The 15139-nt window shown below is 36.0% G+C and carries 11 protein-coding genes, 1 tRNA gene and 1 pseudogene; 8 read left to right on the top strand and 5 right to left on the bottom strand.

The window, feature by feature from the left end; translation table 11 throughout:
• Nucleotides 1–91 precede the first annotated feature (91 nt).
• Entirely contained in the window at nt 92–712 is a 621-nt protein-coding gene (gene recR, locus HME9304_RS12370; protein ID WP_112378891.1) for a recombination mediator RecR, read from the bottom strand.
• 76 nt (nt 713–788) lie between these two features.
• Between recR and HME9304_RS12365 the strand changes: the two genes are divergently transcribed.
• Complete coding sequence (locus HME9304_RS12365) at nt 789–2267, top strand: sodium:solute symporter (protein WP_112378890.1); 1479 nt, start codon at nt 789–791, stop codon at nt 2265–2267.
• Here the strand turns inward: HME9304_RS12365 and HME9304_RS12360 are convergent.
• Entirely contained in the window at nt 2254–2613 is a 360-nt protein-coding gene (locus tag HME9304_RS12360; RefSeq protein WP_112378889.1) for a CoA-binding protein, read from the bottom strand. The genes HME9304_RS12365 and HME9304_RS12360 overlap by 14 nt on opposite strands.
• 337 nt (nt 2614–2950) lie before the next feature.
• On the opposite strand from HME9304_RS12360, the gene HME9304_RS12355 reads away from it, so the two are divergent.
• The 5 genes and pseudogenes from HME9304_RS12355 to HME9304_RS12335 all read left to right on the top strand — a co-directional run bounded on the left by HME9304_RS12355 (nt 2951) and on the right by HME9304_RS12335 (nt 7609).
• The gene (locus HME9304_RS12355; RefSeq protein WP_112378888.1) at nt 2951–5404 is read left to right on the top strand and encodes a TonB-dependent receptor; all 2454 of its coding nucleotides are present in this window, start codon (nt 2951–2953) and stop codon (nt 5402–5404) included.
• A 407-nt stretch (nt 5405–5811) separates the two neighbouring features.
• Nucleotides 5812–6198, top strand: a complete 387-nt coding sequence (locus HME9304_RS12345; protein ID WP_112378886.1) for a transposase — start codon at nt 5812–5814, stop codon at nt 6196–6198.
• A gap of 12 nt (nt 6199–6210) precedes the next feature.
• Nucleotides 6211–6918: pseudogene (locus HME9304_RS12340) on the top strand (IS1595 family transposase); the annotation flags it as partial.
• A gap of 159 nt (nt 6919–7077) precedes the next feature.
• A tRNA-OTHER gene (locus HME9304_RS17010) sits at nt 7078–7149 on the top strand.
• Between the two features lie 34 nt (nt 7150–7183).
• Nucleotides 7184–7609, top strand: coding sequence for a hypothetical protein (locus tag HME9304_RS12335; RefSeq protein ID WP_112378884.1), 426 nt, complete (start codon nt 7184–7186; stop codon nt 7607–7609).
• A 760-nt stretch (nt 7610–8369) separates the two neighbouring features.
• Here the strand turns inward: HME9304_RS12335 and HME9304_RS12330 are convergent.
• From HME9304_RS12330 to HME9304_RS12320, 3 genes are all read right to left on the bottom strand, one after another.
• Nucleotides 8370–9377 carry a 3-oxoacyl-ACP synthase III family protein gene (locus tag HME9304_RS12330; RefSeq protein ID WP_112378883.1) on the bottom strand — a complete coding sequence of 336 codons (1008 nt, stop codon included), beginning with the start codon at nt 9375–9377 and terminating at the stop codon, nt 8370–8372.
• An 89-nt stretch (nt 9378–9466) separates the two neighbouring features.
• Nucleotides 9467–10777 carry an ABC1 kinase family protein gene (locus tag HME9304_RS12325; RefSeq protein ID WP_112378882.1) on the bottom strand — a complete coding sequence of 437 codons (1311 nt, stop codon included), beginning with the start codon at nt 10775–10777 and terminating at the stop codon, nt 9467–9469.
• Nucleotides 10778–10783: 6 nt separating this feature from the next.
• Entirely contained in the window at nt 10784–11440 is a 657-nt protein-coding gene (locus tag HME9304_RS12320; RefSeq protein ID WP_112378881.1) for a TetR family transcriptional regulator C-terminal domain-containing protein, read from the bottom strand.
• A gap of 348 nt (nt 11441–11788) precedes the next feature.
• On the opposite strand from HME9304_RS12320, the gene htpG reads away from it, so the two are divergent.
• A complete protein-coding gene (htpG, locus tag HME9304_RS12315) occupies nt 11789–13675 on the top strand; it encodes a molecular chaperone HtpG (RefSeq protein ID WP_112378880.1) in 1887 nt (628 codons plus the stop codon).
• A 128-nt stretch (nt 13676–13803) separates the two neighbouring features.
• Nucleotides 13804–15138, top strand: coding sequence for a hypothetical protein (locus tag HME9304_RS12310; protein WP_112378879.1), 1335 nt, complete (start codon nt 13804–13806; stop codon nt 15136–15138).
• Nucleotide 15139 lies beyond the last annotated feature (1 nt).

Below are 15139 nucleotides of genomic sequence, written 5' to 3'. Positions count from 1 at the left end.
CTTATTTAACGATGTGTTATCGATATATATTTTGCAAAAATAATAAAGAAATCAACTTATCCTTAATTTATCTGCAGTAATTAATCTTAGGTCAATTTGCTTTTATAGAACTCTCAAACGGGACTCTGTTCAAGATACTCCTTCCCAGAGTAACCTCATCAGTATACTCCAGTTCATCGCCCACGGATATTCCACGGGCAATGGTAGATGTGGTTACTTCCAACCCTTCCAATTGTCTATAGATATAAAAATTGGTGGTATCTCCTTCCATCGTAGAACTCAATGCAAAAATCAATTCTTTTACGGTCCCTTTTTTTACCTTGTTGACCAATGAGGCTATGTTCAAATTTTGGGGGCCAACACCTTCCATCGGAGAAATTTTGCCACCCAGGACATGGTATAGCCCTATGTATTGCGATGTATTTTCTATTGCCATAACATCTCTGATGTCCTCCACAACACATACTATACTCTCATCGCGCTTGGGACTGGCACAAATTTCACAGAGTTCCGTGTCTGAAATATTATGGCAGCTTGCACAGAAATTTATCCCCGATCTTAAGTTCATCAGGGCTTGCGATAGGAAACTGGTACGTTCTTCCGGTTGCTTTAGCAAATGCAATACCAACCTAAGAGCTGTTCTCTTTCCTATGCCCGGTAATTGGGACATCTCATTTACAGCATTTTCCAAAAGTTTTGATGAAAACTCCATATCGCTTATTATGAAACAAAATTACGATTTTACGGTTACCAATTTACTTTTGTACTTTGCAGATTAAAATTAATACATGTCGGCAATCCAGATTCTCCTTCTTATTGGGGCGTACTTTCTAGTTCTAATGACCATCTCTTATTTTACGGGCAAAAATGATTCCAACGCAGATTTCTTTAAAGCTGGAAAAAAATCGCCTTGGTATTTGGTTGCTTTTGGCATGGTTGGCGCATCCTTATCTGGAGTAACATTTATTTCTGTGCCCGGCTGGATCGAAGCATCGGAGTTTAGTTATATGCAGGTAGTCCTTGGATATCTTGTTGGGTATTTTGTCGTTGCCTTTCTATTACTGCCTATTTATTATAAGTATAATCTAACATCTATCTACGAATATCTTTTGGAGAGGTTTGGAAAAGTAAGCCATAAAACTGGAGCTTTTTTCTTTTTTATATCACGGGTCTTGGGAGCTTCATTCAGGTTGTTCTTAGTAGCCATAGTTTTGCAACAGTTCGTGTTCGATGATTTGGGGATTCGGTTTGAGTTTACTGTTGTTGTGTCTATTTTACTGATATGGATCTACACGTTCAAGGGTGGCATAAAAACAATTGTTTGGACCGATACGCTACAGACCTTGTTCATGATTTCGGCCGTTGTACTATCAATTGTGCTTATAAACAATGAACTGGGATGGGGTTTTGGTGAATTTTTGGCATCCGAAGAATTAAAGGAATACAATTCGTTTCTCGTATTGGATAGCTTTTTGGAGCGCAACCATTTTGTAAAATCTTTTGTTGGCGGAATGTTCATCACCATCTGCATGACAGGGCTTGATCAAGACATGATGCAAAAAAACCTTACTTGTAAATCGTTGAGAGATGCACAAAAGAACATGGTTTCCTTTAGCATAGTGCTGGTTATAGCAACATTGTTGTTCATGTACCTAGGAGCGCTATTGTTCATTTATGCGGGTAAAAATGGAATTTCGATTCCGCTGATGGACGGCACTCCAAAATCCGATCTGTTATTTCCAGAGATTGCATTGAACAGCGGTCTGGGAATAAGTTTGGCCATAACCTTTATGCTGGGCTTGATTGCGGCCGCCTATAGTAGTGCAGATAGTGCGCTGACCTCGCTTACAACTTCTTTCTGTGTTGATTTTTTGGATTTGGAAAAGAGAGAGGAAACCACCCAAAAAAGAATAAGAAAACGTACTCACATTGCAATGAGTGTTCTGCTGATATTGGTCATCATTTCCTTTAAATATATTTTGAGCAGTAATGTAATTGATGGTTTATTGACGGTTGCGGGGTATACTTATGGTCCGCTATTGGGCCTCTTTACGTTTGGTATCTTTACCAAACATAAAGTAAAGGATAACTATGTTTGGATCGTTGCCCTAATTTCTGTAATAACAATTGCCTTATTAGGAAATGTTGACCCGGAATATTTGGGAGGTTACGTAGTTGGCTATGAGCTTCTACCTCTGAACGGCTTGCTGACCTTTATAGGATTGTGGCTGATACGTGACAGAAATGCAGAAGCTAATATTGATTAGTCCCCAATAGTACTAGAGTACAAGCTATTTCAACCTCGATGTAATTTTCTTTGAGAATGGAATAAAATTCAGGGTTCTCGGTACCAGGATTAAATATGACCCTTCTTGGTTTTAGGTCAACTATCTTTTTATAATATTCTTTTTGCCTTGCGGGGTTTACATAAAGTGTTACAGTATCTATATCCTTAAAATCATCGAGACTTGTTTTTATAGGCACTCCGGAAACTTCTCCTTCCCTTAAACCAAATGCTTCGGTTTTAATTTTATTACCGACTAAGCGACGTATTGCCAAATTACTATATCTACCGGGATTTAAAGATGCCCCAAAAACTAGAGTCCTAACCATTTGTTAATTTTAGTGTTAAACTAAATCAAAGTTTGTAACTAATCAAAAAAAAACTCGTCTATTGTATGTATAAAATTAATCATTGGTAAGACTGTATTTTTATAGTTAATGGTTAGTGTTTAGTATAGCTTATCAGTGAAAAAAGCCCTGACAATCAATGAATATTGAGCGTTGGGGCTTCTCTTTTACATATTTATTGTACCCATTTTCAGCATCCTACGACCTCAACCAAATTGTTAAAAAGTGTTAAACTCCATTAGAGTTGTAACAATACCCTTTAACTATCGTCTAGTGGGTATCATCATCAATCAATAATCAATCAATAACGAACAAAGTCATGAAAAGGGTATTCTTACTTTTCGCACTGCTCCTATGCAGTGTTCATTCAACACATCTATTTGCAAACAATAAAACGGATTCTGATACGATTGGCTCCATATCAGGTATTGTTGTGGACGAAACGAAACAACCCATAGCCTATGCGGCCATCGTAATAAAATCAAGTGATGACGGCAAAACTATTACAGGAGGAATAACAGCTGAAGACGGAAGTTTTGAAGTTGAAAAACTTCCAGAAGGGTCGTTTATCCTAGAAGTACAATTTATAGGATATAAAACACATGCACAAAATCTGGAAATTACTAAAAGAAACGGTAAGATAGATTTAGGTACTATTGTCCTTACCGAAGACACCGAAAAACTCGAAGAGGTCGAAGTTGTTGCCGAACGCACTACTATAGAACAGCGTGTAGACAGAAAGGTGATAAACGTAGGGAAGGATTTAACCACTGCGGGAGCCACTGCCTCTGATATCATGAACAATATTCCCTCGGTAAACGTTGACTCACAAACGGGTGACATTTCCCTACGTGGAAACTCTAACGTAAGGGTAATGGTAGATGGGAAACTATCCAATGTTCCTGTGGCACAATTGTTAAGGCAGATACCGTCCACATCCATAAAATCTATTGAGCTTATTACTAATCCATCGGCAAAGTACAATCCCGAAGGAATGAGCGGAATCATAAATATTGTATTGCACAAAAATGCAAACACTGGATTCAATGGAACAATTACTACTGGACTTACCCAAGCAATAGAAGCAAAATTCAATAGTTCTATCGATTTGAACTATAAACAAGGAAAATTTAATTTCTATGGAAATTATGGAAACAATATTGGTAAGTACGTAAACGACGGAACCATTTTGCGGTTGGATGAAAATTCTTTACAAGCGTTTGATTTTTTTAACAACAATAAATCCCATCTTTACAAAGTAGGGGTAGATTTTTATTTAAATGACAGAAATACCATTTCAATTTTCACCAATCAGAATATATTCGATGGGAAAGGACAGGGAATAACGGATGTAACCTATAATATGGACCAGTCACGAAATGTTACCCAGATCTTCAATGATATCAACGAAAATCAAAGCGAGCAATATAACTTTGATTACAAACATGATTTTAAGAAGGAGGGACATAACATTGAGTTGGAAATAGACCACAATGCATTCAATAGTGATCAAGATGCCAACTTTAGATCCGTTGGGGCATCATTATTTCCTGACTATATGGATTTTGTAGATACGGAACGTACGCAGACCTTTATTAATCTGGATTATGTAAATCCTCTCGATAGTATCTCCAAATTGGAAGTAGGACTGGAATCAAGAACTTTTGAGACCGATGTGGATTATTCCTCAACTGGGTTATCCTTCAATTCCAATGGGGATTTAATTCCCACACCGAGTACCGACTTTATCTACAGTATGGATATTTATTCGGCATATGCAACCTTTAGCCAGACCAGAGGGAAGTTTTCATACCAAGCAGGCGTTCGCCTAGAAGATGTAGAAGTAAAGGCAGATACCAACCGTTTAAGGGCTTTCACGGATAAATATACAGAAATTTACCCTTCTGCCTTTATTACTTATAACCCAAATGAAAAAAATCAATTTCAGGTGAGTTATAGTCGGCGTGTGGATAGACCTGGCTTGCAACAGGTCAATCCGGTTAGAGAATGGGCCACTCCCCTAATTTCTTCTTTTGGGAATCCGAGTCTGGTGCCACAGTTTACCAATTCTTATGAAACCAATTATACAAGGCGCTTAAAAAATGGAAGCATTACTGCCGGGATATTTTATAGAGCTATTTCTGATGAAATAAACAGGGCCGTTTATGTTGACAGACTTGATTTTAATAAACTGATATTGACATTTGATAATTTTCAGAATACATCGGCCTATGGATTTGAGCTTTCTACCAATTATAAATTTACGAAATGGTGGAGCATCAACGGAAGTTTCGATTTCTTTTCCCAAACACAACGCGGCATTACGGAAAGTTTAAGTGGAGACAGTCCCGATCCCACCGAAAATGACATAATCGAAGAACGCGTTGAGGTGGACAATACAGCCTGGAATTTAAGATTGAACAACAGCTTTAAGGTAAGTAAATCATTAACATTACAATTGTTTGGATTTTATAGAGGTCAAAACAGAACCATTCAGTTTACAGCAAGACCAATGTATTTCGTCAACCTTGGAGCCCGCTATAGTTTTGCACAAGGAAAGGGAACCATTAGCTTAAATTACAACGATATGTTCAACACCATGCGCTTTGGTTTTGACGGGGATCGACCTTATGAACAAGTAGGTGGATTTAATTGGGAAAGCAATAATCTTTATGCAGGTCTTTCCTATCAATTTGGAAGTGGAAAGAACAAGGCAAAACAGCGAAAGCGTAGGGATTCCAATACCAAGAAATCAGGTGGAGGTATTCTATAGACAAATATTGATATTCCTTGATGGAGTGTTGGTTGGTTAATTCATCACGGTTTATCTATAAAAACCCTGAATTCGTAAAGAATTTGGGGTTTTCTTTTTAAAATATATCAAACTAAAATGGCAATAATATACCTCTATAACCCACCACCCTTAAAGTAGTTTCTGCAAGAAATATTGTTTGCCGTTGTTTTCAAAGGTTAATATGTTAGTTTTCTGAAATCCCCTATAATAATACTGATAGTTTCTCGAAGTCGGTTCTGCATCGTTTAACTTTTGTACGAACAATTTCAAATTTGTATCGAAAAAGACAACCTCGTTGTCCACTATTGCCGTATATAATTGTTTAAGATCTCGTATCATTCTGTAAATGTAATATAATCCGTAAATAATTACAAGTATATTTGTATATGAAAAATAATACGTTTAAATTTACATATATAATTGATACGGATATGTGTGCTAAAGCAAAAGATTTACGTGATTTCGATAGTTTATTTGATTTATTGGACTATTTCATAACAGAAAAAGTATGTGAGGAATACCTGGCCGTTATCAAATGGAACGGTAAGCCTACGTGTCCTTATTGCGAAAGCGAGCGTGTTAAGGCTTTGAAAGGAAAAACAAAGCGTTTCAAGTGCTACGGATGCCGTAAGCAATTCGGGGTTAAGGTAGGTACGATATTCCATGATAGTAAATTATCTCTTCGTAAATGGTTCATGGCTATATACTTAGTAACTGCCAATAAAAAAGGAGTTTCTTCACACCAGTTGGCACGGGATCTGAAAATTACATAGAAAAGTGCATGGTTTGTTATGCAAAGAATAAGGGAAACATACAACCCAGAATATGAAGAAGTGTTTTCTAATGAAGTTGAAGTAGACGAAACTTATGTGGGTGATAAGGAAAAGAACAAGCATGGTAATAAGAGAAGAGAAAGAACACAAGGTAGAAGCATAAAGACCAAAACACCTGTTTTAGGCATACTTGAAAGAAATGGTAAAGTTTATGCTATTCCCATAAAAGATACCAAGGGCGCAACCATACTTCCAATTATGAGAGATAAAGTTGCCGATGGTACTAAAGTCTATACGGATGAATATCGACCTTATAGGGCATTGGGAACGCAATTTGAGCATAGTTTTGTTAAGCACTCCGCTTCTGAATACGTTAGTGGTGTTGTCCATACCAATAATATCGAAAACTTTTGGTCTTTGTTCAAAAGGGGCATCGATGGTATTTATCACCATGTAAGACCTAAGCATTTGGATAAGTACGTCAATGAGTTTACCTTTAGGTATAACAATAGAGGTCTTTCAGAGGGAAGTAAGTTCGATGTTTGCCTTGCAAATAGTGCTAAAAGACTTGATTATAAAACATTGATAGGTGGAGAAGAAAAAAAGGAGAATAAGGATATTAAAAGACCAGAGAAAGACGTTAAGATAGAGCACGAAAAGCCAATTTTCAAAGAGGTGCTGACGAAAATGATAAAGAAAGGACAAAAGAAGGATACGTAATCTATTCTATAATTGAAATTGAGTTAAAATAGACGAAAAAGGACAAAATTTAAAAACTTGTCCTTTTTCGTTTTTTTTATTAGAATATTGTTTTAACTTTACTGAATCAAAAAAGGGTGCTTCCCGTCTTCAAACAGAAACACCCGATTTATTTTGAACGCCTCTTAGTAGAATAGGTAAAACGCTGGTCTGATATATCAGAGTAACGAGGTTCGATTCCTTGTAGAGGCCCTAATAATAAACGAAGTTACTAAAATCAAATGTAATGAGCAAGAAAACGATTTACAATGAACTTCTAAAGGAAGAAAAGGAATTACAAGATACGTTGGACAAGGTAAGGGGTCTTATTCGGCATTATGCCGAAGCATATGGTTTTGATGACAAGCCACAGAAAAAAATTGAATTTAGAGAACCAGAACACAATTCCGTAGCAATAAAGGAAGGTTATGATATTGAATGGGCTTATTGGGAAAAGACTATGTATCTATTAAAGGAACACAAAAAACTTACCTCATCTGAATTGTCCGACCTTTTGTATAAGCACGAAAATGGCAAAATTGATGAGGATAGGGCAGGAAAAATTGCTAGAAGTCAATTATCGGATTTATACAAGAGAGACAAAATAGGTGCTAGTTTAGTTGGAAAAGGCAATAAGAGAAGGTATTATCTAAAAGAAAACGCACCCAAATAGGTGCGTCTGGTTATAAGGTCGTGATATTCATAAGGCCGTCAAGCATATAACGGCTGAAAGTTAAATTAGGGTCAGTTTCATTTGCGAAACACCTAAACAAACCAAAATATCACTTCTGAAATCCTGCTAGTAACAGGTAGTCAAAAGGTCATTTACTTAACGGTATTTGGCCTTTTTTCTTGTACAATGATACTAAATATACGTAATCGATCCAAATTTTGGACATGATATTTGCTGATATGCCGTGTCAAATATTAGATTTGTTTTGTGGTTCTGGGTTTTTTCATATCAAAATATAAATGTATTGGGTTACACAACTATATCATTACCACTAAAATTTGTAGTAATAATTAATTGAAGCCAATAAAATCCGACCAATATCCCTTAGAACTCAATCGAGAGATAAAGAGATAGATAGATAGATAGATAGATAGATAGATAGATAGATAGATAGATAGTTGGATTACAACAATTACAAATAGGTCTTGACTGCGCCCGCCCTGACATAATTTACTAGAAACCGACAATTGGATTCCGTTGCTGAGGTCTCAATTTATGGTCATGCTGCACTCGTTTCAGCATCGCATTACACTATTTTGAATATTGGTTACGCAGATGAAACACTGAAACAAGTTCAGAGTGGCGGGAGGAGTACATTTTTTTAATTCTTAAATCCTTTATTGTTTTCTTTTGAGTTAAAAAACAAAACGTGCAACAGGCAGTTAAATCTATTGTTCCAGTTCCATCGAACTTAAGTTATTTACCATTTTATAATTACACTACCCCAGGTAAATCCACTTCCAAAAGCAGCCAATACCACTAAATCACCTTCGTTTATTTTATCATTTTCCCATGCTTCCGTAAGAGCTATAGGGATTGAAGCAGCAGTAGTGTTTCCATAACTCATGATATTGTTATAGACCTGGTCATTAGAAAGACCGAATTTTTTTTGAACAAACTGAGAAATACGTAAATTGGCCTGATGCGGAATTAGCATATCGATATCTTGCGGACCCAAATTATTTTTTTGTAATCCTTCCATAATAACTTCGCTAAAGCGGACGACGGCGTTTTTGAATACAAATTGACCGTTCATATATGGAAAGTACGAAGTATCGTTGGGGTCCTCATCTTCTATAATATCAGTGACCCATCTTTTCCCCATTCCGGGTGCTATCAAAGAAAGTTCTTCTGCATGCTGCCCTTCGGAATGCAAATGTGTGGACAAGATTCCTTTTTTAGTATTTTCTTCTCTTGTCAATACTGCCGCTCCGGCACCGTCACCAAAAATAACAGATACCCCCCTACCCCTAGTCGTCATGTCCAAACCGTGAGAGTGTAACTCCGAGCCAATAACCAATATATTTTTGTACATACCGCTTTTGATGTACTGATCAGCCACAGAAATTCCATAAACAAACCCAGAACATTGATTTCTGACATCCAAAGCACCCACGGTTTTTATACCCAAATCCCGTTGCACCAGTACACCGGGGCCTGGAAAATAATAATCGGGGCTTAAGGTGGCAAAAACAATAAAATCAATATCGTCTTTATCAATACCTGCACGTTCTATAGCAATTTTAGCAGCTTTGACCCCCATTGACGTTGTAGTATCGGTGCCTTTTATTACATGCCTGCGCTCTTTGATTCCCGTACGTTCTTGAATCCACTCATCATTCGTGTCCATCATTTTGGACAAGTCGCCATTCGTAACCACATTTTCCGGCACAAAAAATCCTAAGCCCGATATTCTTGAGTTATACATAATATTCTGTATTGTTGATTATTAAAAATGGGGTTATCTAATGGAAAAGTAAAAAATATATTCAAAGAACCGAGAATATACTGAAAAAATTAGTCCATATACTTCCTAAACTCGTTTACTTTTACCTTAGCTTTCAAATCGTGAAGAAGATTATATAGTCCAAAAAATGTTCTATTGATATATAAAAAATGTTTTGAACCACGATTTCCGTTCATTTTTCTAATCTGTTCATCTTTTGAGTAGCGTTCGCTCAAGTCAGCAATCTTGTTCCAGAAATCGTTTGCTCCAAAATCAAATTCCTCTTCATTGAAAGGGGAAGTGAATATAGTGAGCATTTCCTTGAAAAGCGCTTTAAAGAATTCAAGTTCTTTTTTGGAATCCGTGGGAGTCAAAATCTCGAGCTCGTAAAGTTTTTTCATGAAAACAACATCATTATTGATATTGTCCTCTTTGGCCAACTCAAAATAAGGCACATAAAACTCATCGGGTATTTCTTTTATGCAACCAAAGTCTATGGCGATCAAAGTTTCTTTTGGACTGACCAAAAAATTACCTGGGTGGGGATCGGCATGTACTTTTCTTAAGCTATGGATCTGAAACATATAAAAGTCCCAAAGTGCCTGACCCAATTTATTGCCCAAATTTTGACTGAAATCTGTTCGGGCAAATTCACTCAAATGCTTTCCCTTCATCCAGTCCATCGTTAAAATACGTTCACTGGATAAATTCTTATAATAGTTTGGAAACTCAATATTGGGGATAACGGCACAGGCTTTGGTAATGTCCTGACTTTGTTCCAACTCAAGAATATAATTGGTCTCTTCCACCAATTTACTTTCAACTTCTTTAAAATATTTTTCTGAGTCTTTTCCTTTTAAATTGAACATTCTTATTGCAATCGGTTTTACCAATGCCAAATCGCTACTAATACTTTCCGCTACGCCAGGATACTGTATTTTCACGGCAAGTTCTTTTCCATCCTTTTTTGCTTTGTGAACTTGTCCAATACTTGCTGCATTTATGGAATCCTTTTCAAAAGTGTCAAAAATTTCTTCTGGATATTTACCAAGATATCTTTTGAAAGTTTTTCGCACGAGAGGAGCTGAAAGTGGCGGCACGGAAAACTGGGAAAGTGAAAATTTTTCTACATATGCTCTTGGAAGAATGTTCTTTTCCATACTGAGCATCTGGGCAACTTTCAACGCACTTCCCTTTAAACTTTTTAGTCCATCGTAAATATCCTCTGCGTTATCTTGGTCAAGCTCTTCTTTTGCAGTTTCTGAATTGACCAATTTCTTGCCATAGTATTTGACATAATTCCCGCCAATCTTTACTCCTGTTTTTACAAGTTTACCTGCTCTTTCAATCTTTCCCGTAGGAATACTGTCCAATGTTTTCATACACTTTTATGCAAAATTTTCTTTATAGAGGAATTTTCCAAAATCGATAATTTTCTCTAAAGGGGTATTTTCAAAAACTTCAAAAATAGTCGTCACCGATTTTTCTATTGCGATATCGGTTTTTTCAAAGTTGGGCGAATTGTCATCCATCCAAAATTTCAGAAGAAATAAAAATTGTATCCATGCACCTTCAGAAAAAAGTTGTGGACTACGCTTGAGTATGCTTAAATTCTTTTCCGTGTTTTTTTCCTCAATAAGTTCAGAGGCAAAATTCTTAATATATTTCCGCAGACCCTTAAGCTGGCCCATCTTTTCCATAGTGTTTCTGTGTTCCTTGAGCATAAAGAGAACATAGCTGCGGTTGAGTGTCAAGGATTCAAAAAATGTAAAGAAAAACGTAAGCATTTTTTCCTCATTGGTCATACTGTCATATGCCTTGTTCTTATACATTACGGAAACAGTGTTACTATAGAATTTTTCCCAAATAGCAAGCTTCAACCCATCAAAAGAGCCAAAATGTTTATAAAAGTCCTCTTCCTTAAATTTATTCTCTTTACAAAATTTATAGACAGATTTTGGAACGGTCTCGTTTTCTAAAACACTTTCCATAAACCAACCTATTATTTTCTCTTCAGTGACTTTGGTGTTCGAAGTATTTGCCATAACATCTATTGTTTAATCAAAAATACAATTTATAGAACAGAATAATAGTTAAGATTCCTTTAATACGTTTAAAAAGGAAAACGCACTTTCAGGTGAAAGTGCGTTTTCAACAACCTAACCAATAAATAAACAAACTTGTTATAGTAATAAACTATTTCATAGCAATTTCTTTCCTATAACAATACAAACATACTAATTTTGTTTATCATTTTTATAAAAATGATGAACAAAAATGTGTTAAAATTTTATTTGTACAATCAGTGCCGCTTATAATGTCAGTTTGTCATATTGATGACTATGGTATTTTTTTTGACATCTTACTTGAAACATATAGAAAATTATTAAAATATGGCTACAGGTAAAATAAATGTTTCAGTTGAAAATATATTTCCTTTAATAAAAAAATTTCTCTACAGTGACCATGAAATTTTCATGAGAGAGCTAATTTCCAATGCAACGGACGCTACGTTAAAACTTAAGCACCTTACTTCTATTGGAGAGGCAAAGGTTGATTATGGAAATCCCATTATAGAGATTAAAGTGGATAAGGACAAGAAGCGTATCCATGTGATCGATCAAGGTATTGGAATGACAGAAGAGGAAGTAAAAAAATATATCAATGAAGTTGCTTTCTCGGGAGCAGAGGAATTTTTGGATAAATACAAGGATGCAGATAAGGATACAGGTATCATCGGACATTTTGGACTTGGATTCTACTCTGCCTTTATGGTTGCGGAGAAGGTTGAAATCATCACAAAAAGTTTTAAGGACGAGCCTGCAGTGCATTGGTCTTGTGATGGATCGCCAAAATTTACTTTAAAAGAAGCAAAGAAAAAAGATAGGGGTACAGAAATTATACTTCATATCGCAGAGGATTCCACAGAATTTTTGGAAGATTCCAAAATCCGTGAACTGTTGATGAAATATAACAAGTTCATGCCCATACCCATCAAGTTTGGCACAAAAACGGAAACGCTGCCAAAACCCGAAGATGCGAAAGAAGATGATCCAGCTCCAACAAAGGAAGTTGATGACATCATTAACAATCCTAATCCTGCATGGACAAAACAACCGGTAGATTTAAAGGACGAGGATTACAAGCAATTCTACAGGGAATTGTACCCCATGCAGTTTGAGGAACCCTTGTTCAATATCCATTTAAACGTGGATTATCCGTTTAATTTGACGGGGATTCTATATTTTCCCAAGTTGTCCAACGACCTCAACATTCAAAAAGATAGAATTCAATTATATCAAAATCAAGTTTTTGTCACGGACAATGTAGAAGGTATTGTACCGGAATTCTTAACCATGCTCCGTGGGGTAATCGATTCGCCGGATATTCCTTTAAATGTTTCAAGGTCCTATTTGCAGGCAGATGGTGCCGTAAAAAAAATAGCTTCTTACATCACCAGAAAAGTAGCGGATAAATTAAGTTCATTGTTCAAAAACAACCGTGAGGATTTTGAGCAAAAATGGAACGATATTAAAGTTGTCATTGAATACGGAATGCTTTCCGAAGATAAGTTCTTTGAAAAAGCGGACAAATTTGCATTATATCCAACCGTAGATGGAAATTTCTACACCTTTGAAGAACTGCAAAATAAGATAAAAGATAACCAAACGGATAAGGACGATAAATTGGTAGTGCTTTATGCTTCGGATAAAGAAGCACAACACAGCTATATAGAAGCTGCAAAGGCAAAAGGTTACGAAGTATTGCTTTTGGATTCTCCGATTATATCACATCTAATACAAAAATTGGAGACTTCAAAAGAGAATTTATCCTTTGCAAGAGTGGATGCAGATCATTTGGACAATCTCATAAAAAAGGAAGATACCGCTATTTCCAAGCTTTCTGACGAAGAAAAGGAGAAGCTAAAAGGAGAAATTGAAGAAGTCGTCAAAGAGAAAGGGTACACCATACAAATGGAAGCAATGGACAGTTCATCATCACCGTTCATTATTACAGAGCCTGAATTTATGCGCAGAATGAAAGAAATGCAGCAAACAGGTGGTGGCGGAATGTTTGGTATGGGTGGTATGCCAGAAATGTACAATCTGATCGTGAACACCAACCATGGGCTTGTCAGCGAAATTCTGAATACCAAAACATCCAAAAAGCGGGAAAGATTGATTAATCAGTCGCTTGATTTGGCGAGATTGTCAAAAGGATTGCTAAAAGGTAAAGAGCTTACCAATTTTATTTCACGTAGTTACGAAATGATTAAGTAAATACCAGTTTGAAACCCTTTTTTACAAGGAATCACTTATTATAAAGAACCGCCCTTACTTGCAAAACACAAGTAGGGGCGTTTTTTATTTGCAAAAGTTTTATATTGGAGCGGGAAACTATCATTTCAATGAACAACGACTATAAAAGTCCTGCTTTTAAAAAATTACTTGACTCTTTACAACAGCAGAGTTGGGAACTGGAACTTATTATTTCGGGTTTTGCAATTTTTGGACTTTTCACAGCATATGAACCTCTTAAAATCGAAATGATCGATGCTGAAAATAATGGGCAAATCTATAGTATTGTTGTTTACTTAGTTCTATTGTTGGCATGTTCCATCCTTCTCTTCAATCTACTTTTACATGTCATTTTAAGAGGTCTCTGGATCGGTGCACTTGGTTTGAGATACGTTTCTGGAGATATCGAATTTGATAAACTTAAATACACGGAGCAGTTCAAAAACTATCTCCGTAAAAAAATAGTTTCATTTGACAGATACATTGGCAATCTGGAAAACTATTGTAGCATTCTCTTTGCAATATCGTTCCTGCTCATTTTTTATGTACTTGCATTTACAGTGGTTATCATATGCATTGTTTTAATTGCAAACCTTATTATTAATAATGATTCATTGCCGGATTGGCTCAGTAATGGACTGGGAATAACGTTGATTATATTCGTCTGCTTCGGCATGTTTTTGACCTTTATAGATTTTATTACCCAAGGATTATTAAAGAAAAACAAGTGGATAGCAAAATTCTACTTTCCTATTTATTGGGTATTCAGTTTTCTGACATTATCATTTTTATACCGCCCCCTAGTATATAATTTTTTGGACAACAAATTTGGGAAGCGCCTTATCCTATGGCTTACACCGGTCTACATCTTAATATTAATGATCACCTCCGTAGAATACCGTAACTCCAATTATCTAGATAAAGACCAAAGCTCCTCGAGCATTTTTGCCAATAAAAAAAATTATTTTGACATGCTTGACGAGGATGCCGATTTTCCTGGAGAAGTAGCAATACCATCAAAAACAATTACCAAAAATCATTTACAGGTCTTCATCCCCTTTTCAGAAAGTATAGAAACACAAATTTTCAGGTTTAAGGAATCTTTGGAACCGGAAGACGATAAAAGAGGGCTTACTTCAGGAATAGAATTCAGCAGTGATTGGGAGGATAAATTACAGACTCAAAAGCAACGCGACAGCGTAAGAAAGATTTATCTTGAGACATTTAATAAAATGTATTCCTTACAAATAGATAGCACGGTAATATCCAGCGATTTTATTCTTACAACGGAAATCAAAAATATTCTCGGTTTTGAAACTTTTATAAAACTTGATAGTTTAAAAGAAGGGAAACATATATTAAAGGTCAAACGATTACAAAAGAAAAAGGATACAATCACCAATGTTACCCGTGAAGTGATTCCATTTTGGCATTTTAAAAAATAAA

The organism is Flagellimonas maritima (assembly GCF_003269425.1).
Taxonomy (GTDB): domain Bacteria; phylum Bacteroidota; class Bacteroidia; order Flavobacteriales; family Flavobacteriaceae; genus Flagellimonas; species Flagellimonas maritima.
The sequence above is the reverse complement of the archived record's forward strand: the minus strand, read 5'-3'. Positions and strand labels throughout refer to the sequence as shown.

Coding starts and splice junctions, on each gene's coding strand:
- HME9304_RS12335 (WP_112378884.1), top strand. CDS start 7,184: ATGAGCAAGAAAACGATTTACAATGAACTTCTAAAGGAAGAAAAGGAA.
- HME9304_RS12325 (WP_112378882.1), bottom strand. CDS start 10,777: ATGAAAACATTGGACAGTATTCCTACGGGAAAGATTGAAAGAGCAGGT.
- HME9304_RS12355 (WP_112378888.1), top strand. CDS start 2,951: ATGAAAAGGGTATTCTTACTTTTCGCACTGCTCCTATGCAGTGTTCAT.
- HME9304_RS12360 (WP_112378889.1), bottom strand. CDS start 2,613: ATGGTTAGGACTCTAGTTTTTGGGGCATCTTTAAATCCCGGTAGATAT.
- recR (WP_112378891.1), bottom strand. CDS start 712: ATGGAGTTTTCATCAAAACTTTTGGAAAATGCTGTAAATGAGATGTCC.
- HME9304_RS12310 (WP_112378879.1), top strand. CDS start 13,804: ATGAACAACGACTATAAAAGTCCTGCTTTTAAAAAATTACTTGACTCT.
- HME9304_RS12345 (WP_112378886.1), top strand. CDS start 5,812: ATGAAAAATAATACGTTTAAATTTACATATATAATTGATACGGATATG.
- HME9304_RS12320 (WP_112378881.1), bottom strand. CDS start 11,440: ATGGCAAATACTTCGAACACCAAAGTCACTGAAGAGAAAATAATAGGT.
- HME9304_RS12330 (WP_112378883.1), bottom strand. CDS start 9,377: ATGTATAACTCAAGAATATCGGGCTTAGGATTTTTTGTGCCGGAAAAT.
- HME9304_RS12365 (WP_112378890.1), top strand. CDS start 789: ATGTCGGCAATCCAGATTCTCCTTCTTATTGGGGCGTACTTTCTAGTT.
- htpG (WP_112378880.1), top strand. CDS start 11,789: ATGGCTACAGGTAAAATAAATGTTTCAGTTGAAAATATATTTCCTTTA.